General features: G+C 63.5%; 18 protein-coding genes and 2 tRNA genes. 8 read left to right on the forward strand and 12 right to left on the reverse strand.

Going from position 1 to position 20,095, the window contains the following annotated elements; all coding sequences use genetic code 11:
- Nucleotides 1-7: 7 nt before the first annotated feature.
- Nucleotides 8-559: a YggT family protein gene (locus B0E41_RS08440; protein ID WP_077330632.1), complete on the reverse strand. Its 552-nt coding sequence runs from the start codon at nt 557-559 to the stop codon at nt 8-10.
- Entirely contained in the window at nt 559-2,832 is a 2,274-nt protein-coding gene (gene rnr / locus B0E41_RS08445) for a ribonuclease R (RefSeq protein WP_077330633.1), read from the reverse strand. The genes B0E41_RS08440 and rnr overlap by 1 nt, the downstream gene beginning before the upstream one ends.
- Before the next feature lie 46 nt (nt 2,833-2,878).
- On the opposite strand from rnr, the gene B0E41_RS08450 reads away from it, so the two are divergent.
- Nucleotides 2,879-2,963: transfer RNA gene (locus tag B0E41_RS08450), tRNA-Leu, on the forward strand.
- Between the two features lie 80 nt (nt 2,964-3,043).
- Here the strand turns inward: B0E41_RS08450 and rimO are convergent.
- From rimO to B0E41_RS08475, 5 genes are all read right to left on the reverse strand, one after another.
- A complete protein-coding gene (gene rimO, locus B0E41_RS08455) occupies nt 3,044-4,429 on the reverse strand; it encodes a 30S ribosomal protein S12 methylthiotransferase RimO (protein ID WP_077330634.1) in 1,386 nt (461 codons plus the stop codon).
- A 43-nt stretch (nt 4,430-4,472) separates the two neighbouring features.
- Nucleotides 4,473-5,075: a polyhydroxyalkanoate synthesis repressor PhaR gene (gene phaR, locus B0E41_RS08460; RefSeq protein ID WP_143433728.1), complete on the reverse strand. Its 603-nt coding sequence runs from the start codon at nt 5,073-5,075 to the stop codon at nt 4,473-4,475.
- A gap of 130 nt (nt 5,076-5,205) precedes the next feature.
- A tRNA-Val gene (locus B0E41_RS08465) sits at nt 5,206-5,282 on the reverse strand.
- Nucleotides 5,283-5,345: 63 nt separating this feature from the next.
- Complete coding sequence (locus B0E41_RS08470) at nt 5,346-7,631, reverse strand: bifunctional (p)ppGpp synthetase/guanosine-3',5'-bis(diphosphate) 3'-pyrophosphohydrolase (protein WP_077330636.1); 2,286 nt, start codon at nt 7,629-7,631, stop codon at nt 5,346-5,348.
- A 15-nt stretch (nt 7,632-7,646) separates the two neighbouring features.
- A complete protein-coding gene (locus tag B0E41_RS08475) occupies nt 7,647-8,501 on the reverse strand; it encodes an alpha/beta hydrolase (RefSeq protein ID WP_077330659.1) in 855 nt (284 codons plus the stop codon).
- Nucleotides 8,502-8,649: 148 nt separating this feature from the next.
- On the opposite strand from B0E41_RS08475, the gene B0E41_RS08480 reads away from it, so the two are divergent.
- Nucleotides 8,650-9,420, forward strand: a complete 771-nt coding sequence (locus tag B0E41_RS08480) for a 3-hydroxybutyrate dehydrogenase (RefSeq protein WP_077330637.1) — start codon at nt 8,650-8,652, stop codon at nt 9,418-9,420.
- Nucleotides 9,421-9,486: 66 nt separating this feature from the next.
- Here the strand turns inward: B0E41_RS08480 and B0E41_RS08485 are convergent, their stop codons facing one another.
- Together B0E41_RS08485 and B0E41_RS08490 are read right to left on the reverse strand one after the other, a co-directional pair.
- Complete coding sequence (locus B0E41_RS08485; RefSeq protein ID WP_077330638.1) at nt 9,487-10,224, reverse strand: SIMPL domain-containing protein; 738 nt, start codon at nt 10,222-10,224, stop codon at nt 9,487-9,489.
- Nucleotides 10,225-10,238: 14 nt separating this feature from the next.
- On the reverse strand, nt 10,239-10,520 hold the full coding sequence (locus B0E41_RS08490; protein WP_143433729.1) for a hypothetical protein: 282 nt from the start codon (nt 10,518-10,520) through the stop codon (nt 10,239-10,241).
- A gap of 169 nt (nt 10,521-10,689) precedes the next feature.
- Between B0E41_RS08490 and ompR the strand changes: the two genes are divergently transcribed.
- A complete protein-coding gene (gene ompR, locus B0E41_RS08495) occupies nt 10,690-11,421 on the forward strand; it encodes a two-component system response regulator OmpR (protein ID WP_077330640.1) in 732 nt (243 codons plus the stop codon).
- A complete protein-coding gene (locus B0E41_RS08500; protein ID WP_077330641.1) occupies nt 11,421-12,830 on the forward strand; it encodes a sensor histidine kinase in 1,410 nt (469 codons plus the stop codon). The genes ompR and B0E41_RS08500 overlap by 1 nt, the downstream gene beginning before the upstream one ends.
- Before the next feature lie 32 nt (nt 12,831-12,862).
- Here B0E41_RS08500 and ispF read toward each other — a convergent pair whose 3' ends face one another.
- Complete coding sequence (gene ispF / locus B0E41_RS08505) at nt 12,863-13,351, reverse strand: 2-C-methyl-D-erythritol 2,4-cyclodiphosphate synthase (RefSeq protein ID WP_077330660.1); 489 nt, start codon at nt 13,349-13,351, stop codon at nt 12,863-12,865.
- An 11-nt stretch (nt 13,352-13,362) separates the two neighbouring features.
- Nucleotides 13,363-14,085: a 2-C-methyl-D-erythritol 4-phosphate cytidylyltransferase gene (ispD, locus tag B0E41_RS08510; RefSeq protein ID WP_077330642.1), complete on the reverse strand. Its 723-nt coding sequence runs from the start codon at nt 14,083-14,085 to the stop codon at nt 13,363-13,365.
- A gap of 123 nt (nt 14,086-14,208) precedes the next feature.
- Here ispD and mfd point away from each other — a divergent pair, with 123 nt between their 5' ends.
- Both mfd and serB read left to right on the forward strand, forming a co-directional pair.
- A complete protein-coding gene (gene mfd / locus B0E41_RS08515) occupies nt 14,209-17,700 on the forward strand; it encodes a transcription-repair coupling factor (RefSeq protein WP_077330643.1) in 3,492 nt (1,163 codons plus the stop codon).
- Between the two features lie 52 nt (nt 17,701-17,752).
- On the forward strand, nt 17,753-18,478 hold the full coding sequence (gene serB, locus B0E41_RS08520) for a phosphoserine phosphatase SerB (protein ID WP_077330644.1): 726 nt from the start codon (nt 17,753-17,755) through the stop codon (nt 18,476-18,478).
- Nucleotides 18,479-18,486: 8 nt separating this feature from the next.
- On the opposite strand, the gene B0E41_RS08525 is transcribed toward serB, so the two are convergent.
- Nucleotides 18,487-18,819, reverse strand: coding sequence for a hypothetical protein (locus B0E41_RS08525; protein ID WP_077330645.1), 333 nt, complete (start codon nt 18,817-18,819; stop codon nt 18,487-18,489).
- 192 nt (nt 18,820-19,011) lie between these two features.
- Here B0E41_RS08525 and B0E41_RS08530 point away from each other — a divergent pair, with 192 nt between their 5' ends.
- Complete coding sequence (locus B0E41_RS08530; protein ID WP_077330646.1) at nt 19,012-19,455, forward strand: DUF3106 domain-containing protein; 444 nt, start codon at nt 19,012-19,014, stop codon at nt 19,453-19,455.
- Between the two features lie 4 nt (nt 19,456-19,459).
- On the forward strand, nt 19,460-20,095 hold a 636-nt coding region (locus B0E41_RS08535; protein ID WP_077330647.1), incomplete at its 3' end, for an RNA polymerase sigma factor.

Raw genomic sequence — 20,095 nt, forward strand, 5'->3', positions numbered from 1 at the left:
TACAGAATCACCCAAGCATGATCAGGCCGACCTGCAACAGAATGATCAGCACAAGAACCGACAAGTCGACACCGCCGATCAACGGTAGAAAACGGCGGATTGGCTTGAGGATCGGGCCACACAAACGCTCCAAAGTGGTCAGTACCGAAGAGGCGGGCTGCACCCAAGACAGCACGGCGTAGACCAGCAAAAGAACCATCAAACCCTGCAGCAGCACGCGCAACAACAGCTTGAACGCCAACGTCGGAATCACAAGCATGGACGCCACCGGTGCGCCGTCCAAAGGTGATAGGGCCAACACCAGCACCAACCACAAACCACCATAAATCAGCGCCAGCAGGAGCGCAGCCATGAGGCTGCCCCAGTCAATCCGACTTTGTGCCATCCCCTTGGGCAGGATCCGACGAACAGGCGCCACCAACCAATGGGTCAACGCCATGACAAAACGGCCTGGCTGCCCGGACATGTTGATGCGAAGCTGGTTCATCCAGGCCCTCAAAAGCGCCGCCCCGACAAGAAAGAAGAAGAGGGTTTCCAGCAGGAAAAACAGCACCCTCATCAGCGCCGCCCCTTGCGCGACTTGCCAGAAGGTTGCCGTGTGCCGCTCCGCGATTCGTTCCGACTGGACGAACGTCCCGCCGGGTCCTTGACAGACGACGACAAGGGCTGTGCTTTGCCTGGTTTCTTGACCTGCTTGGCACGGGCACCACTGCGGGGAGATCCTTCCTCCACGTCGGCAGCAGCGCCACCCGTCTTGTCTCGCATGGCGCGCAGCACCAGGTCGTCCTCACCCGACACCAATCTGAAATCGATGCGCCGGCCATCCAGATCCACGCGACTCACCTGCACCTGCACGCGGGTGCCCAGCGCATAGCGAATACCGGTGCGCTCACCGCGCAGTTCCTGCCGTGCTTCATCGAAGCGGAAATATTCACCGCCCAGTTCGGTGATGTGCACCAAGCCCTCGACGTACATGGCGTCCAGCGTGACGAACAAACCAAAGCTCGTGACCGAACTCACCACACCACTGAACTCTTCACCCAGATGCTCGCGCATGTACTTGCATTTGAGCCAGGCTTCAACATCACGACTGGCTTCATCAGCCCGCCGCTCGTTGGCACTGCAATGCAAACCAGCGGCCTGCCAAGCCAATGTGTCGGCAGACGGCTTCTTCACCTGCTCGCCCGGCACTGGCGGCTTCACGCGGCTGGCCAGTCGCTTACTCAACTTGGCGTGCGCCTCACCCGGCGTGGGCAAGACCGGCAACTGGTAGCGCTGCTTGTTAAGGATCGCCTTGATGACACGGTGGACCAGCAAATCCGGGTAACGCCGAATCGGGCTGGTGAAATGGGTGTACGCCTCGAACGCCAAGCCGAAGTGGCCCTGGTTCATGGGTGTGTAGATGGCCTGCTGCATGGAGCGCAACAACATCATGTGGATCTGCTGTGCTTCAGGCCGGTCTTTGGTCGCCGCTGCGATGTGCTGGAACTCCGCTGGCTGCGGGTTGTCGCTGATGGTTTGCGGCACGCCCATGGCCTTGAGGTAGTTGCGCAGGATGTCCTGCTTCTCGGGCGTCGGACCTTCATGCACCCGGAAAAGCCCCACGTGTTTGCCCTGGCTGATGAAATCAGCCGAACAGACGTTGGCCGCCAGCATGGCCTCTTCAATCAGCTTGTGTGCATCGTTGCGGGTGCGCGGCACAATCTTTTCGATGCGGCCCGATTCGTCACAGACAATCTGGGTTTCAGTGGTTTCAAAGTCCACCGCTCCGCGAGCATTGCGCGCGGTCAGCAGCGCACGGTAGACATCGTGCAGGTTCAGCAGGTACTGCACCAGGGGCTTGCGCAGCGCTGCCTCAGGCCCGCGCGTGTTCTGGAGGATCGCCGCCACCTCGGTGTAGGTGAAACGCGCATGGCTGAACATCACCGCCGGGTAGAACTGGTAGGCATGCACCTCGCCCTTGGCGTTGACCAGCATGTCGCAGACCATGCACAGACGCTCAACGCCGGGGTTGAGTGAGCAAAGGCCGTTGGACAATTTCTCCGGCAGCATCGGAATCACGCGACGCGGAAAGTAGACCGACGTGGCGCGGTCATAAGCGTCCACATCGATGGCAGAGCCCGTTTGCACATAGTGGCTCACATCGGCAATGGCGACGAGCAAGCGCCAACCCTTGGCGCGCCCTACCTTGGCCGGCTCGCAATACACGGCATCGTCAAAATCGCGCGCGTCCTCGCCATCGATGGTCACCAGTGGCACGTCGCGCAGATCAACACGGTCTTTGTGGTCCGCGGAGCGAACATGGTCGGGCAGACCTCGCGCCTGGGCCAGCGAGGCCTCGGAGAATTCATGCGGCACGCCGTACTTGCGCACGGCTATTTCGATTTCCATGCCCGGATCGTCGATCTCGCCAAGCACCTCTTTCACACGCCCGACAGGCTGCCCATATAGCGCGGGCGGTTCAGTGAGTTCGACCACCACGACCTGGCCAGGCTTGGCGGAGCCTGTGGCTCCCTTTGGAACTAGTACATCCTGTCCATAGCGCTTATCCTCCGGCGCGACAAGCCACACACCGCTTTCCTGAAGCAGTCGGCCGATGATGGGCGAGTTGGAGCGCTCGACGATTTCGGTGACCCGTCCCTCAGGGCGGCCTTTTCGGTCCGAACGCACGATCCGCGCCTTGACACGATCCTTGTGCAATACCGCCCGCATCTCGTTGGAAGGCAGGTAAATATCAGCCTGTCCATCGTCGCGGATCACAAAGCCGTGTCCGTCACGATGACCGGACACGACACCTTCAAATTCAGCCAACAGATTGTTTTTTTCGTTCACTTTTGAGGTTCTTTTTCTCGTGCTATACTAGCGTTTTTCCTGAAATGCCCAGGTGGCGGAATTGGTAGACGCACTAGTTTCAGGTACTAGCGCTGAGAGGCGTGGAGGTTCGAGTCCTCTCCTGGGCACCAATCATAAGGGGTTGCAAACGCGATGTTTGCAACCCCTTTTTTGTTTTCCCTTTCGGGAAAATGGCGGTCAATGACCACCATCAAAAAGGCACCGCCAGCAGGTCGTGTCCCTCAGCCGCAACAACGCGTGCCTTCGTGAATTCCCCCACTTTCAGCGTCTTGCTGACTTTTTCTGGCGGCAGGAGCCGCACGACGCCGTCGATCTCGGGCGCGTCGGCATAACTGCGGCCCACACCACCCTTTTTGCCCATACCTGGCGCAGAGTCCACCAGCACCTGCATGGTGGCACCCACGCGCGCACGCAATTTATCGGTCGACACAGCCTCTGCCACGGCCATGAACCGCGCGCGGCGCTCTTCGCGAACCGCCTCCGGAACCGCGTCCGCCAGCGCATTCGCTGCTGCACCATTCACCGGCGAATAGGCAAAACAACCTGCACGGTCAATGCGAGCTTCGCGCACGAAATCCAGAAGGTGCTGGAACTCGGCTTCGGTCTCGCCTGGGAAGCCTGCAATGAAGGTGCTGCGCACCACGATCGCTGGACAGAGCTCACGCCAACGGGCGATGCGCTCCAGGTTTTTTTCGCCGCTGGCGGGGCGCTTCATGCGCTTGAGCACGTCGGGGTGGCTGTGCTGCAGCGGCACATCCAGGTACGGCAAGCACAAGCCTTCTGCCATGAGCGGAATCACATCGTCCACATGCGGGTAGGGGTACACGTAATGAAGACGCACCCAGGCGCCAAACCCCTGGGCTAGTTCACCCAAAGACCGCACCAGATCGAACATGCGGGTCTTCACGGGTTTGCCATCCCAAAAGCCCGTGCGGTATTGCATATCCACGCCATACGCCGAAGTGTCCTGGCTCACCACGAGCAACTCTTTTACGCCAGATTCAAACAGCTTTCGCGCCTCAGTCAGCACATCACCAATGGGGCGACTGACCAAATCACCGCGCATCGACGGAATGATGCAAAAGGTACAACGGTGGTTGCATCCCTCACTGATCTTCAGGTAGGCGTAGTGACGGGGCGTCAGTTTGATGCCTTGTGCAGGCACCAGATCCACGAACGGGTCATGCGGCTTGGGCAGATGCTGGTGCACGGCTTCCATGACCTCATGGGTCGCATGCGGCCCGGTCACGGCAAGGACACTGGGATGCATCTCCCGCACCAAGTTGCCGCCTCCGACCCCTTCACGAGCACCAAGACACCCGGTCACGATCACCTTGCCGTTTTCGGCCAGGGCTTCACCAATGGTGTCCAGGCTCTCCCTCACCGCATCGTCGATGAAGCCACAGGTGTTGACAATCACCAGATCGGCACCGGCGAAGGTCTTGGAAGTTTGATAGCCCTCAGCGCTGAGCTGCGTGAGGATGAGTTCGGAGTCGGTGAGTGCCTTGGGGCACCCAAGACTCACAAAGCCTACTTTGGGCGCAGCAGCGCCCGGGGAAACAACTGATTTTGTCATGGCCTGATTGTCTCAGACCCATGACCATGGCGCTCCGCTTGCTTCAGCGTTTGAGCCCAAGAGCTGCCAGCATTTGCTCGCTGTGCTTTTGCATCTGCTCTTGCATCTGTGCAAACGCGGTTCGGGACTGCTCCATGTACGTACCCATCATGCCTTGCATCATCGGCGACTGCACATTGGTGAACTGCTTCCAGAGATCCGGGTTCACTCCCTTGGTCTGCTCGGTCATCTTGTTTTGCAGATCCATGAATATCTGAACGTTTTTTTCCAGATAGGCTCCCATGAAGTCCTGCATTGCATGCCCATAAAACCGGATGATGTTGGCCAGCACCTGCTCGGTGAAGATCGGCACACCGGCTGTTTCTTCTTCGAGAATGATCTGCAGCAAGATGCTGCGAGTGAGGTCGTCGTTCGTCTTTGCGTCGCGCACCACGAAACGCTCGTTGTCCATTACCAGCGACTTAACCTCCGCCAGTGTGATGTATGAGGAGGTGTCGGTGTCATACAGCCGACGATTGGGGTATTTTTTGATGACCCGCACGGCGTCTGATTGGGGCCCGTTGGCATCTGCCTTGCTTTTTTGCACTACACGACTTTCTTGAGTAAACAGGACACCACCAGGATCAGGGCTGACGTTACGCCACATTCTAGAAACCGGAGACTCCCATGGCGAGCATGGGTTTACCCTGTGCAGTTACGGGACATTCATCAGAGTGTATCCCGCACAAAGCAAAAAGGGCCTGACTGACGTCTGGCCCTTAATTTTCGGAAATATTTGGTAGGCGCGATTGGACTCGAACCAACGACCCCCACCATGTCAAGGTGGTGCTCTAACCAGCTGAGCTACGCGCCTACAAACTGTCCGAAGCCTTGAATTATAGCAGTGTTTTCAACACCTACAAAGCAAACAGATCCATCACTTGCGCCTGACCACACGCACACCGGGCACATCACCCACCACAGCCATGGCCCGCGAGACTTGGCGGGCGTCGGCAACCTCGATCGTGAATGTCATCCATGCGATGCCTTTGACCGACTGCGTCTGCACACCGATCACGTTCATCTTCTCGCGCGCAAACACTTCGGAGATATCTCTGAGCAACCCCTGCCTGTCCAGCGCCTCGACCGCTACATCGACCGGATACACCGCTGCCAGACCATCGCGGCCTGCGGGGGTCTGGCCACCCCATTGCACATCGATCACCCGATCAGGACTCTTGCGCTGCAAGTGCGCAAAGTCACTGCAATCGCTCCGGTGGATGCTCACTCCCTTGCCTCGCGTAACAAACCCACAGATGTCATCGGGGGGCGCCGGTTTGCAACACTTGGCCAGTTGCGTCATCAAAGAGTCCACGCCCACCACCAGCACACCGCCACCGGCCGAACTGCTGGCCTTGCGTGGCTTCTTCAACCAGGGAGGTAGCTCATCAACCACGGTAGGTTCACCAGGGCGCAGCTGCAACTCGATGGCTCGAAGCGACAACTCGTCTTTGCCCACCTGCTCGAACAGTTCCTGAGCCGAATTCAGGCCCATGGTGCTGGCCAGTTCGTCAAAACGAAGCGAGGTTCGACCTTCGCGCTGCAAAAGCTTTTCCACCGCCTCGCGGCCGCGCGCCACAGTCTCTTCCATGGCCAGAACGTTAAACCACGCACGCACCTTGCTCTTGGCACGGTGGCTGACCAGAAAGCCCAGCTCGGCATTCAGCCAGTCGCGTGAGGGGCCGCCGTCCTTGGTGGCGATGATCTCAACCGTCTGACCGTTCTGCAATGGCGTATTGAGCGTGACCATCGCGCCGTCCACCCGGGCCCCACGACAACGGTGACCCAGGCTGGTGTGCACCGAGTAGGCAAAGTCCACAGGGGTCCCGCCCTGCGGCAGCTCGACGATCGCAGCGTCGGGCGTGAGCACGTAGATGCGATCGTCGAACAGCCCCTGGGCCGTTCCGCTGAGATCACGCTCCCAAGCCAGCAGCTGGCGCAGCACGGCGATCTTGGCGTCGTACTCGGAGCTGGCCGACACACCGGCGTAACCCTTCGCGCCTGCTTCCTTATAAGCCCAGTGGGCCGCCACGCCGTGCTCTGCGTGATCGTGCATGGCTTGTGAGCGAATCTGGATCTCAAATGCCCTGCCCTGCGCGTCGCGCACCACAGTGTGCAGCGACTGATAGCCATTGGGCTTGGGTTTGGCAATGTAGTCGTCAAACTCTTCAGGAACCGGCGTGAAATGGGCATGCACCAGCGCCAGCACACCGTAACAATCGTTCTTCTCAGGCACGACCACGCGCAGCGCACGAATGTCGAACACACGGTCAAAGTCCAGTGATTTGCCGCGCATCTTCTTGACGATGCTGTAGATGTGTTTCGGTCGCCCCTGTACCGAAGCGTGTATGCCCTGCTTTTGCAGGTCCCGCTCCAGTTGCGCTCGCACTTGCTCCACATGGACTTCTCGCTCGGCCCGCTTTTCATCCAGAAAGCGCGCGACCTGCTTGTAGGTCTGAGGTTCGAGGAAACGGAACGCCAGGTCCTCCATTTCCCACTTGATCTGCCAGATGCCCAGACGGTTGGCCAACGGTGCAAACACGTGCAGCGACTCGCTCGCCAGCGCCTGCCCGGGGTCCTCCCTGCAAGTGGCGAAATAACGCAGGGTCTGCAGCCGCGATGCGAGGCGCAACATGACCACCCGCAGATCGCGTGAGAACGCCAGCAGCATCTTGCGCACGTTTTCAGTCTGGCTCGCGGCCAACTCAGACACCGGCGCCTTGGCCAGTGAAGTCAACGGCAGCGCCGCTTCATGCGCGGCCTGCCTTTCCTCGTTCTTTTTGGCCTGCACCTCGGCCGTCTTGACCCGAGCCTGACGTTGCAACTGCACAAGCTTCGTGGTCTCCAGCGCCAGCGCGGCGTAGTTGTCTCCAAACGCCTTGGCAATCACCTCTTGCGGCCGGTTCAGGTGCTGGCAGGCGTAGACCAGGTAGGCAGCGGCCTGCATCGCCTCGGAACCACCAATGTCCCGCAGTACCGCGGCCACGGCATCGGCGTGGGCGAGAACGTTTTCACCTGTATCCAACTGCTCACAGGCGAGCAACGGCTCAGCGAAGGCACGGGCACGCGCCAAAGCCTGGACCTCGTGCGGCAAGCTGTCGGACGTGGCGGCCACGATGGCCGATGGCTGGGAAAAAGGAGCCGCAGCGGCGCTGTACTTCATGGCGATGGTTCGACTTCAGTCCGCCAAAAGGCAATCGCGCACGGCAGCAATCTGGTCCGCCGCCACCAGCGTGGGCGCATGCCCTACGCCGGCGAATTCGATGCAGTGCGCACGTGGACCCCGCACGGTCATGGCTCGGGCGGTGTCTGGGGTCAGAAGGTCGGACTGGGCGCCACGCAGGAGCAACGTGGGCGCGGTGATCGCGTCGTACAGCCCCCACAGCGCCGCCTCCCCGTCCTTCACCGCTTGCTGTGCCGCCGCCTGATCGGGCGCATCTGTCAGGGCCCTGAGCGGCAAGGCGAGCGCCGGGTCGTAGTGCAGCCACCAACGCCCGTCTCGCTCCCGGAGCATGGGGCGCGAAAGTGCCTGCCATTGCTCGGGCGTATGAGGACCAAATCCGATGGAAATGGCCACCAGATGATCGGCCGCCTCTTTTTCGCTGCCGAATGAGGGATTGAGGCCCAGATAGGTACCGATGCGCAGCAGCGCTTCCCACTGGATCACGGGACCCACGTCGTTGAGCACCAGCCGGCGCAAACCGAAGGCCGGTTGGGCCGCCAGCGCCATGCCGATCAGGCCGCCCATGCTGGTGCCCACCCAGTCGATCCGGACAGCTGGATCCTGCTCTCGCAAATGCATGATCAGCTTGGCCAGATCCGCCACGTAGGTGCCCACCTGATAAGCCATTGGGTCGGCGAGCCAGTCGCTGTGCCCTCGACCAGCGACATCCACCGCGAGCACGCGCGCTTGAAGACTCAGTTCACGGGCCAGCGTGTCAAAGTCGCGCCCCTGGCGAGACAGGCCGTGCACGCAGAGCACCACCCGGTGAGCATCAGCACCGGCTGCCGCGGGCCAATCCCAGTAAGCCATGCGGCGTGCGGCTCCACCAATGGCCAGCGGACCATCCACTGCGAGAAACCGAAGCTGGGGCACCTGACTGAAACCGCTCATCCCTTGAGACTCCGTGATAATGACTTTAATGCGTTTGAACCTATCGTAATGGAACTGGAGAACCCTCATGCTTGCCAACAAAACCGCCCTCATCACCGGATCCACCAGCGGCATCGGTTTGGGCATTGCCAAGTCCCTCGCCCGCCAGGGCGCCAACATCGTGCTCAACGGCTTCGGGGACGTCGAAGGTCCAAAGGCCGAGATCGCGGCGCTGGGTGTGAAGGTGGCCTACCACGGCGCAGACATGAGCAAGGCCAGCGACATCGAAGACATGATGAGCTTCGCCGCGGTGCAGTTTGGGCAGGTAGACATTCTGGTGAACAACGCGGGCATTCAGCATGTGGCCCGCATCGAAAGCTTTCCCATTGATCGTTGGGACGCGATCATCGCGATCAACCTCTCCAGCGCCTTTCACGCGACCCGCCTTGCTTTGCCGACCATGCAAGCCCGCAACTGGGGACGCATCATCAACGTCGCCTCGGTCCACGGCCTCGTGGGTTCTGCGGAAAAATCGGCCTATGTCGCTGCGAAGCATGGTGTGGTCGGTCTGACCAAAGTGACGGCACTGGAAAACGCCACCAGCGGCGTGACCTGCAACGCCATCTGCCCTGGTTGGGTGCTCACGCCTCTGGTTCAGAAGCAGGTGGACGCCAAGGCAGCCGCTTTGGGCATCTCGAACGAAGACGCCAAGAAGCAGTTGCTGGGCGAGAAAGAGCCCTCCATGCAGTTCACCACCCCGGAGGAACTGGGCGAGCTGGCCGTGTTCTTCTGCTCGCCGGCCGGCGCCAACGTGCGCGGCGTGGCATGGAACATGGACGGTGGCTGGGTCGCTCAATAGACAATGGCAAACCCAAAAAGAAACCCGGCTGTGCCGGGTTTCTTTTTGGAAGAACCGAAACAAGGCTCAGCGCAACTGAATCGAACCCGACACCGTCACGTTGACCAGGCTCTTGCCCGCCTCCGCGGGCACAGGCGCCGCATCGGACGACATCGCCACATTGGCCCGAGCGGCCATCGGGCGCGGATACCCGGCACCGCCTCCCTGATCGGCCGAGCTGATCGACAGCTCACGCAGGCTGTAACCCGAAAACCCGAAGCCCTTGGCGACTTCATCCGCACGGGCCTTGAAGCGCGTGATTGCCAGGGCCTGTACATCGGACTCCAGCTTTTGTTGAGCCTCGCGCGAGAGCGAGAAGGCCATGTTGGCCATGGTCAAGGTCTGCACCTTTCCCGCCGTGCTGCTGATGCGCACAAAGTCCCGGCCTTCCAGAACCAGCTCGGTGCTGCCTTGCCAGCCATTGATCTCGCCGTTGCTCCCGTAACGGGGGTACAGGCTCAGCTGCCCGGTGCGCACCTCCAGCTGTTTCGGTATGGCCTCCGCCTTCGCCGCGGTCAGGGCCGCATCCAGGGCCTGTTTGAGTTGGTTCTGCACCACGGCCGCGTCGCTGCCTTCGCGGGTGGTGGTCAAGGTCATGCTCAACCAGTCTTGCGGTACATCCAGAAATCCGCTGGCCGCGATGTTCACCACGTTGGCGGGCTCATTGGGCTGGGGCTGCTGGGCGCTGGCGCCGGCGTGCCATGCCCACCCTGCGGTCAACACCAGCGAAACAAGCCACCCGCGGCGCACAGAGGACGTCCCCATCAATAGCCTCGGGTTCATTTGTTGCGCTTGGCTTCAGCGGTCTGGCCGCGCAGCTGCTCGCGCAGGCGCTGGCGCTCCTCCACACTGAGGCGATAGGGCTTGCCGGACGACTCGTCTGCGCTCACCGGCTGGCGCAAGGCATCGCGCAGGCGATGGGTCGGGCGGGCATCCCCCGACTCGGAAGACACGGAGGGCACCACGGTCATGGCCTGCAATGGGGGTTCGCGGAGGTCGAGCGCATGGACCCAGGCCGGCAGACCAAGAACCACTGCAAGTACGGCTTTTTGGGTTGTCATGAAAAGTTCAGATCACGGGTGTGTTCTGGATTGTGGGCGGGAGCACAGTAACGGTCTTGAGGTCTTGGGCAACAGTTGTAACCGCCTGTCAGAAAAACAAAAATCCAGCGCTGATAAGCACTTGGCGCTGCCACAATCGAGTTTGTTACATTTACCGAGAGTTGCTACCATGCCACAAACTGCTGCCCGCCCGAACAAGATTTTGGTCGTGGACGACGATGTCCGCATCCGCGATCTGCTCCGCCGTTACCTCATGCAGGAAGGCTTCGAGGTCATGCTCGCCGAAGATGGCAAGGCCTTGAACCGGGTGCTGCAGCGCGAAGCGGTCGACCTGATCGTGCTCGATCTGATGATGCCCGGCGAAGATGGCCTGTCGATCTGCCGGCGCCTGCGCGCCAATGGCGACCGCACCCCCATCATCATGCTCACTGCCAAGAGTGAAGACGTCGACCGCATCGTGGGCCTGGAAGTGGGGGCCGACGACTACCTGGGCAAACCCTTCAACCCCCGCGAACTGCTGGCCCGTGTGCACGCGGTGCTGCGCCGCCGACCGCCGACAGAGGTGCCCGGAGCGCCGTCTCAAGACGCCGAGGTGGTGAATTTCGGGCCTTTCGAGTTCGACCTCAGCCTGCGCACGCTGCGCAAAGACAGCGCAGACCTGCCGCTGACCACTGGCGAGTTCGCGATGCTCAAGGCGCTGGTGCGCCATCCGCGCCAGCCGCTCTCTCGCGAGAAACTGGCCCAACTCGCCCGTGGCCGGGAGTTCGAGCCTTTTGACCGCAGTCTGGACGTGCAAGTTTCGCGCTTGCGCAAGCTGATTGAAGAGGACGCGGCTTCTCCGCGCTACCTGCAGACGGTCTGGGGGGTGGGCTACGTGTTCGTTCCGGACGGCAACGCCTGATGACCGAAGAGTCCCGCGTTCCGTCGTTCGAAACCGAGCCGGCTTCGCTGGAGACCGCCCCCGCGCCATTGGAGGTACGTCCTCCGCGCGAGGTGAGCCTGTTCTGGCGCACCTTTTTTCTGCTGTCCCTGCTCCTGCTGGGCTGCTTCGCGGCTTGGCTGCAAACCTTTCGGGCCTTGGAGTTTGAGCCCCGCACGCTGCAAAGCGCGCAGCAGCTGGCCTCGCTGGTCAACCTCAGCCGCGCTGCGCTGGTGCATTCGGACTCCATCGCCCGTGTGTCGCTGGTCAAGACCATGGCCGATGAGGAGCAGGTGCGCATCGCACCCCGAGAGCCGGGCGATGTCTACCGCCGGTACGACGCCGATCCACTCAGCCGCACGGTGAGCGCCCAACTGAGCGCCCGGCTTGGCGCTGACACGGTGGTGGCGCGAGAAGTCAACGGCAAGCCAGGTCTCTGGATCGGGTTTTCCATCGATGGCGATCCCTACTGGCTGCAGACCGACCCGTCGCGGGTCGAGTTGGTCACCGGCACCACCTGGCTGATCTGGCTGGGCACGGCGGCGGTGCTCTCACTCACGGGCGCAGCGTTGATCGCGCGCTTGATCAACCGGCCGCTTCAGAAGCTGTCTTTCGCCGCCAGCCGCGTGCGCGAGGGCGACTTCAACTCCAGCCAGCTCAACGAAGCGGTCGCGACCAGCGAGATTCGCCAGGTCAACATCGGTTTCAACCGCATGGCGCAGCGCCTCTCCAAGATCGAGCAGGACCGGGCGCTGATGCTGGCCGGCATTTCCCACGACCTGCGCACACCGCTGGCCCGGCTGCGGCTCGAAACGGAAATGAGCGTGCACGACCTGCAGGCCCGAGAGCACATGGCGGCCGACATCGAACAGGTCAACGCGATCATCGATAAATTCCTCGACTACGCGCGGCCTGATCATCTGGAAGCACAGCGGGTGGATCTCAATGAAGTGATCGACGCGGCGGTGTTTGCGCTGGGCACCGCGCCCGATGTGGTGGTGCAGACCCGCATCCCGCCCGGCACCGCGGTGATGGGTGACGCGGTTGAACTCAATCGCGTGTTTTCCAACCTGCTGGAAAACGCCTTGCGCTACGGCAAGAATCCGGTGACGGGCGTTGTCCACATCGAGATCGGCGCCAAGGCGAAAGACGAGTGGGTGCTGCTCAAGTTGCGTGACCACGGCTCCGGGGTGGCCCCCGAGATGCTGACGCAGTTGACACAGCCCTTCTTCCGTGGCGACGCATCGCGCAGTGCCGCCACCGGCACCGGCCTCGGGCTGGCGATCGTGGAACGGGCCATTGCGCGCATGGGCGGTCGCTTTGCGCTGGCCAACAGCACCTCCGGTGGACTGTCGGCACACATCAAACTGCCCATCGCGAAAAAGGACTGAAGGGCTCTGCCTTCGGTCCGATCCGCCCTTCTTCAATCGGCTGGAGCGCGCACGAGCAGCGCCACGGCGCGGGCTTCCATCGAGAGCCCCTGCCCCACCGGCCCCAGCTTCTCGGCTGTCTTGGCTTTCACGTTGACCTGGTCCACGGCCACCCCGAGCGCGGTGGCGATGCGTTCGCACATGGCGGAAATGTGAGGTGACAGCTTGGGCGCCTGGGCGATCACCGTGCTGTCGACATTGCCGATCTCGAAGCCCGCCGCGCGCACGCGCCGCGCCACCTCCGTCAACAGAAGCAACGAGTCGGAGCCTTTGAAACGCTCGTCCGTGTCGGGGAAATGACGGCCGATGTCGCCAAGCGCCGCAGCACCCAGCAGCGCGTCGGTGATGGCGTGCAGCAGCACATCGGCATCCGAGTGCCCGAGCAGGCCCAGTGTGTGCGGGATGGTGACGCCACCGATGATCAGCGGGCGACCGGGCACCAGGGCGTGCACGTCCCAACCCTCGCCGATGCGGAAGGGGATTTTGATGGGGTTCATGCTCGGCTCCTCAGGATGGCTTCCGCCAGGGCAAAGTCTTCCGGGTAGGTGACCTTGAAGTTTTGTGCACTGCCGGGCACCAGCAGCGGCCGCTGGCCCGCCAGCTCCATGGCGCTGGCCTCGTCGGTCACGCCGGCAAAGCCGTTGCTGGCCTGGGCGGCCAGCGCCGCCTGCAAAGCGCCAACGCGGAACATCTGTGGCGTCTGCGCGAGCCATTTGTCAGACCGGTCCACCGTCGCGGCCACGCGACCACGGGCTTCGGTCTTGAGCGTGTCGGGCAGCTTGAGCGCGAGCAGCCCGCCCACAGGGTCGCCCTCGCAAGCGTCGATCAGCGCGTCAATCTGTGCCGGGGTGATCAGACAACGCGCCGCGTCGTGCACCAGCACCCAGTCGCGGGCGTCCGCCCCCGTGTCCAACAAAGCCTGCAAACCGTTGAACACGCTGGCAGCACGCGTGCTGCCGCCCACGCGGGCGAGCTGGATGTGTGGGTCGTCATCGCTCAAGAATCCATCGCCAGGCGCCACCACCACCAGACAGCGTTCGATGCGCCTCACCAACTGAAACGCCGCCAGCGTGTGCAGCACCATGGGCTGGCCGGCGACTGGCTCGTATTGCTTGGGCTCAGTCGTGCCAGCGCGGGAGCCCGTGCCGGCGCAGGGCATCAAGGCATGGCAACGGGGTGCCGGGTTAGGGGGCATTGGTGCAGGGATGTCGGTCATGGAGGTGAGCGCATTCTAGAATCAGGCCTTTCACACCCCCCACCTCCTCAGGTGGGGGGTGTTTGTCATGGAAGCGGCTGGGCCCGAGGCCTTGCTTCCCACATCGCGCGAGCCACCAAGCCCATGGACCTGCCCAAACTCATCCCCGGCAAACGCTTCACCCTGCCCCGCCCCAGCGGCGCGGCCGATGCCCTGCTGCTGGCCCAGCTCGGTGCGCGCGAAAAAGCGGCCGGCCGCCTCACGGCCATCGTCACGGCTGACGCCACCGACGCGCAGCGCCTGATTGACGAGATGGCGTTCTTCGCGCCCGGCCTGCGCTGTGCGCTGTTCCCGGACTGGGAGACCCTGCCCTACGACACGTTTTCGCCGCACCAGGACCTGATCTCCGAGCGCCTGGCCACGCTCTGGCGCATCCAGCAGCACGACAAGGACACCGGTGCCGACGTGGTGCTGGTGCCCGCCACCACCGCGCTCTACCGGTTGGCGCCGCCGTCCTTCCTGGCCGGCTACACCTTCCAGTTCAAGGTCAAGCAGAAGCTCGACGAAGCCAAGCTCAAGGGCCAGCTCACACTCGCTGGCTACCAGCACGTGACCCAGGTGGTGAGCCCCGGCGAATACGCGGTGCGCGGCGGCCTGATCGATCTCTTTCCCATGGGATCGCAGGTGCCCTACCGCGTGGACCTGTTCGACGACGAGATCGACAGCATCCGCACCTTCGACCCCGACAGCCAGCGCAGCCTCTACCCGGTGCCGGAAGTGCGCTTGCTGCCCGGACGCGAGTTCCCGATGGACGACGCGGCGCGCGCCAAATTCCGCAGCCGCTGGCGCGAACTGCTCGACGGCGACCCGACCAAGAGCCGCGTCTACAAGGACATGGGCAACGGCGTGGCCACCGCCGGTATCGAGTACTACCTGCCGCTGTTCTTCGAACAGACCGCCACCGTCTTTGACTATCTCGGGGAGAAAGCGACGGTGGTGCTGCACGGCGACCTCGAACCCGCATTCCAGCGCTTCTGGCAGGACACGCAGGACCGCTACCGCCTCGTCAAGAGCGACCCCGAGCGCCCCGCGCTGCCGCCCGAAAGCCTGTTCCTCTCAGCCGAGCAGTTCTACACCGGCGCCAACGCGCACGCCCAGCTCGCCATCCGCCCGGCGGTGGAAGATGTGGCCGACAACGCCTTCGCGCAAAAGCTGGGCGACCTCTCGGTGGTGCGCAGCGCCGAAGACCCGCTCTCGCGCCTGCAGGGCCACATCCGCAACACCCAGCACCGCGTGCTGCTGCTGGCCGAGAGCGACGGCCGACGCGAGAGCCTGCTGGACTTTCTGCGCGCCAGCGGCCTGAACCCGCCCGCCTTCGATACGCTGGCCGAGTTCCAGGCCAGCGACGAAAAGACCGGCATCGCCACCTCGGTGCTCACCATCGGTTTCAGCTCGCTGGAAGACGGCATCGACTTCGTCACCGAGACCGAACTCTTCGCCGCCGGCCCCACCACGCGCCGGCGCAAGAAGCAGGAACAGGTCAGTGACGTCGATGCGCTGATCAAGGACCTGAGCGAGCTCAACGTGGGCGACCCAGTGGTTCACAACGCCCACGGCATCGGCCGCTACCGGGGCCTGGTCCACATGGACATGGGCGAAAAGAACCCGGACGGCACGCCCGCGCTGATGGAGTTCCTGCACCTCGAATACGCCGACAAGGCGGTGCTCTACGTGCCGGTGAGCCAGTTGCAACTGATCGGCCGTTACACCGGCGTGAGCGCCGACGAAGCGCCGCTGCACCGCCTGGGCAGCGGCCAGTGGGAAAAAGCCAAACGCAAGGCGGCCGAACAGGTGCGCGACGCTGCGGCCGAGCTGCTGAACATCTACGCCCGCCGCGCCGCGCGCCAGGGCCATGCGTTCCGCTTCTCGGCACAGGACTACGAGATCTTCGCCAACGACTTCGGCTTCGACGAAACCGCCGACCAGCGCGGCGCGATCCACGCCGTGATCCAGGACATGATCAGCCCGCGCCCGATGGACCGGCTGGTGTGCGGCGACGTCGGCTTCGGCAAGACCGAGGTCGCCTTGCGCGCCGCCTTCGTGGCCGTGACCGGCGGGCGCCAGGTCGCCTTCCTTGCGCCCACCACGCTGCTGGCCGAGCAGCACTACCAGACGCTGGTGGACCGCTTCGGCAAGTGGCCGGTGAAGATCGCGGAGATGAGCCGCTTCCGCTCGCAAAAGGAAATCACGGCGGCGCAGAAAGGCATTGCCGACGGCTCAGTCGACATCGTCGTCGGCACGCACAAGCTGCTGAGCGAAAAGACAAAGTTCAAAGACCTCGGCCTGCTCATCATCGACGAAGAACACCGCTTCGGCGTGCGCCACAAGGAGCAGATGAAGGCGCTGCGCGCCGAGGTGGACGTGCTCACGCTCACCGCCACGCCGATTCCGCGCACGCTGGGCATGGCGCTCGAAGGCCTACGCGACCTGTCGGTCATCGCCACCGCGCCGCAACGCCGGCTGGCGATCAAGACCTTTGTGCGCAACGAAGGCAACGGCGTGATCCGCGAAGCCGTGTTGCGCGAACTGAAGCGTGGCGGCCAGGTCTACTTCCTGCACAACGAAGTCGACACGATCGAAAACCGCAAGCAGAAGCTCGAAGAAATCTTGCCCGAAGCGCGCATCGCCATCGCCCACGGCCAAATGCCCGAGCGCGACCTGGAGCGCGTGATGCGCGACTTCGTGGCGCAGCGCTACAACCTGCTGCTGTGCTCGACCATCATCGAGACCGGCATCGACGTACCCACGGCGAACACCATCGTCATGAGCCGCGCCGACAAGTTCGGCCTGGCCCAGCTGCACCAGCTGCGTGGCCGCGTGGGCCGCAGCCACCACCAGGCCTATGCCTACCTCATGGTGCCGGACATCGAGGGCCTGACCAAGCAGGCCTCGCAGCGGCTCGACGCGATCCAGCAGATGGAAGAACTCGGCTCCGGCTTCTACTTGGCCATGCACGACCTGGAGATTCGCGGCGCCGGCGAGGTGCTGGGCGAGAACCAGAGCGGCAACATGCTGGAGGTGGGCTTCCAGCTCTACAACGAGATGCTCAACGAAGCCGTGCGCTCGCTCAAAGCCGGGCGCGAACCCGACCTGCTCAGTCCGCTGAGCGTGACCACCGACATCAACCTGCATGCCCCCGCCTTGCTGCCCAGCGACTACTGCGGCGACGTGCACCTGCGCCTGTCGTTCTACAAGAAGCTCGCCACCGCCAAGACCACCGACCAGGTGGACGCGCTGCTGGAAGAGATCGTGGACCGCTTCGGCAAGCTGCCGGCCCAGGCGCAGACGCTGATCGACGTGCACCGCCTGCGCTGCATCAGCGCGCCCTACGGCGTGGTGAAGGTGGACGCAGCGCCCGGCGTCACGAACATCACCTTCAAGGCCAACCCGCCCATCGAGCCGATGCGCATCATCGAGCTGATCCAGAAGAACCGGCACATCAAGCTCGCCGGCAACGAGAAGCTGCGCATTGAGCGCGCGCTGCCAGAAGTGAAAGACCGGGTGCAACTGGTGCGCGATGTGCTGCGCTCGCTCGGGCAGCCAGTGAAGGCTGCGGAGCCGGCGGGTGCGGCCTGATCTGGCACGGCTCCACGCGAAACCATTCATGCCCTGTACGGATAATCCAGACATGACTTCCACCACCGAATTCGCCCCCGGCCTCACCGTCCAAGGCTTCACGCCGCCGCTGAACCTCAAGGATTTCAAGCTCATCGCGTTCGACATGGACTCCACGCTCATCAACATCGAGTGTGTGGACGAAATCGCCGATGCCGCCGGCCGCAAGGCCGAGGTGTCGGCCATCACCGAGGCCGCCATGCGCGGTGAAATCACCGACTACAAAGAAAGCCTGCGCCAGCGCGTCGCCCTGCTGCGTGGCGTGACCGTGGCGCACATGGAACAGGTGCTGGCCGAACGCCTGCAGCTCAACCCGGGCGCCGAAGCGCTGGTGAAGGCCTGCAAGGCCGCGGGGCTGAAGGTGCTGCTGGTCTCGGGCGGTTTCACCTATTTCACCGACCGCGTGCGCGACCGGCTTGGCATCGACTTCGCGCGCTCCAACGTGCTGGAAATCGAGAGCGGCCCCAACTGCGGCCAGCTCACCGGGCGCATGGTGGACCAGGCCTGGGGCGACATCTGCGACGGTGCCGAAAAGCGCCGCACGCTGCTGGAAGTGGCGTCGCTGCTGTGCATCGAACCCGACCAGTGCATCGCCATGGGCGACGGCGCCAACGACCTGCCGATGATGGGCGTGGCAGGCCTCTCGGTGGCCTACCACGCGAAGCCGAAGGTGCGCGAACAGGCCATGGTCGCCATCAACGAAGGCGGGCTCGACCGCCTGCTCGAAATCCTGCGCTGAGGCGCCGCTCAGCCTGCCGAGCGGCGGTTGTGCTTGGTGCGGCGGATCTTGTGGCTGGCGCGGTCCTGCGCCTTCTCGATGCGCACGGCCTCCTTGCCCGTCACCTGACCGTCCGCCTCGATGCGGCCTTCGAGCCGGTTGATGTGGCGCTGCTGTTGCTCCAGCCGTGCCTGCTCCACCGGGGTGATCTGACCGGACCCCACACCCTGGTCGATGCGGTGGGATTGGCGCGCCTGCCGGTTGTCCACGCGTTGCGACTGCTGGTCGCCCGCGTGTGCCTGAGCGGCGAACAGGGTCAGGCCGAGGGTGGCAGCGGTCAGGGGTTTGAGCCAGTGGTTCATGGTGCTTCCTTTTGCGTGGGTGTCGGGACCGGAGTGGTCCTTGCCTGCTTTGAACCAGCACCGGGCCTGCGGCTTACGCCTCCGAGCCCCAACCCGTGTAAAACACCAGGGTATTGCGTAAGAACCCGGACCGGCCTGGGTTGAAGCGGTGGCAGACACGTCCGTCACCCGCCCGTCGGCCACATACACACCATGAACAATGCCTTCCGTTCGCTGCTGGTCCGCTGCCTGGCCTGCGGCGCCTTGCTGTTCAGCGCCGCTGCCGCTCAGGCCACGCCGCTGGCCGTGCCCGACGCCCGTGAATGGTCGCGCCTCACCCCCGCACAGCAGGCCGAGATCAAGCAGCGGCTCAAGGACGCCTCGCCTGCAGAGCGCCAGGCCTTCCGCCAGCGCCTGCGCGAGCAGTTGGAAACCCTGACGCCGCAGGAGCGACAGGCCCTGATTGAGCAGACGCGCCAGCGCTGGCAAGCACTGGCCCCCGAAGAAAAACGCCGCCTCGCCGAAGAGCGCCGCGATCAGGTGCGCGAGATGACGCCAGCCGAACGCCGCGAGCTGCTGCGCCAGCGGCGCGACATGCTCAACAAGCTGAGCCCCGCCGAACGTCGGGCGCTGCGCGAAAAACTCCCGGCCGACTGAGCCCATGAGCGAACCCCCTGCCGCCATGGGCCTGAGCGCCTCTCTCCAGGGCCTGGGTCGCTGGGTCGGCCGCGCGTTGGCGCCCGGCCCAGCGAGCGTGCCGCGAGGCGACGGTTGGGCGCTGTGGCGTGCCGCCTGCGACGGCCACGCGGCCAGTGCCCGGGGGCTGGTTCACCAGCTCACGCCGCAGGCCATGGGGTTGGCCATGCAGATGCTGGCACGGCGGGAAGACGCGGAAGACGTGGTGCAGGAGGCCTTTCTGCGCCTGTGGAGCAGCCGACCGAGCGACACCCACGGCGCCACGCTCGCGACCTTCTTCAACACCATCGTCATCAACCGCTGCAAGACCTGGCTCACCCGGCGCCGCGAACTCAGCGCCGACCCTGAGCAGCTGGCCGAGCTGTCCGACGCTTGGCAACATGACCAGGCCGAGGCCCCCGACCCGTTGCCCGCGCTGAGCGCCACCCAGCTGCAGGCCGCCATGGCGCGCCTGCCCGCGCGCCAGCGCATGGCCCTGGCCATGTGGGCCTACGCCGACGCCGACGTGGCCGACATCGCCCGTTCAATGGAACTCGACAGCAACGCCGCACACCAACTGCTGCACCGAGCGAAGACCGCCCTCAGACGCCAGCTCCAGGAG

It is taken from the genome of Hydrogenophaga sp. A37 (assembly GCF_002001205.1).
GTDB lineage: Bacteria > Pseudomonadota > Gammaproteobacteria > Burkholderiales > Burkholderiaceae_C > Hydrogenophaga.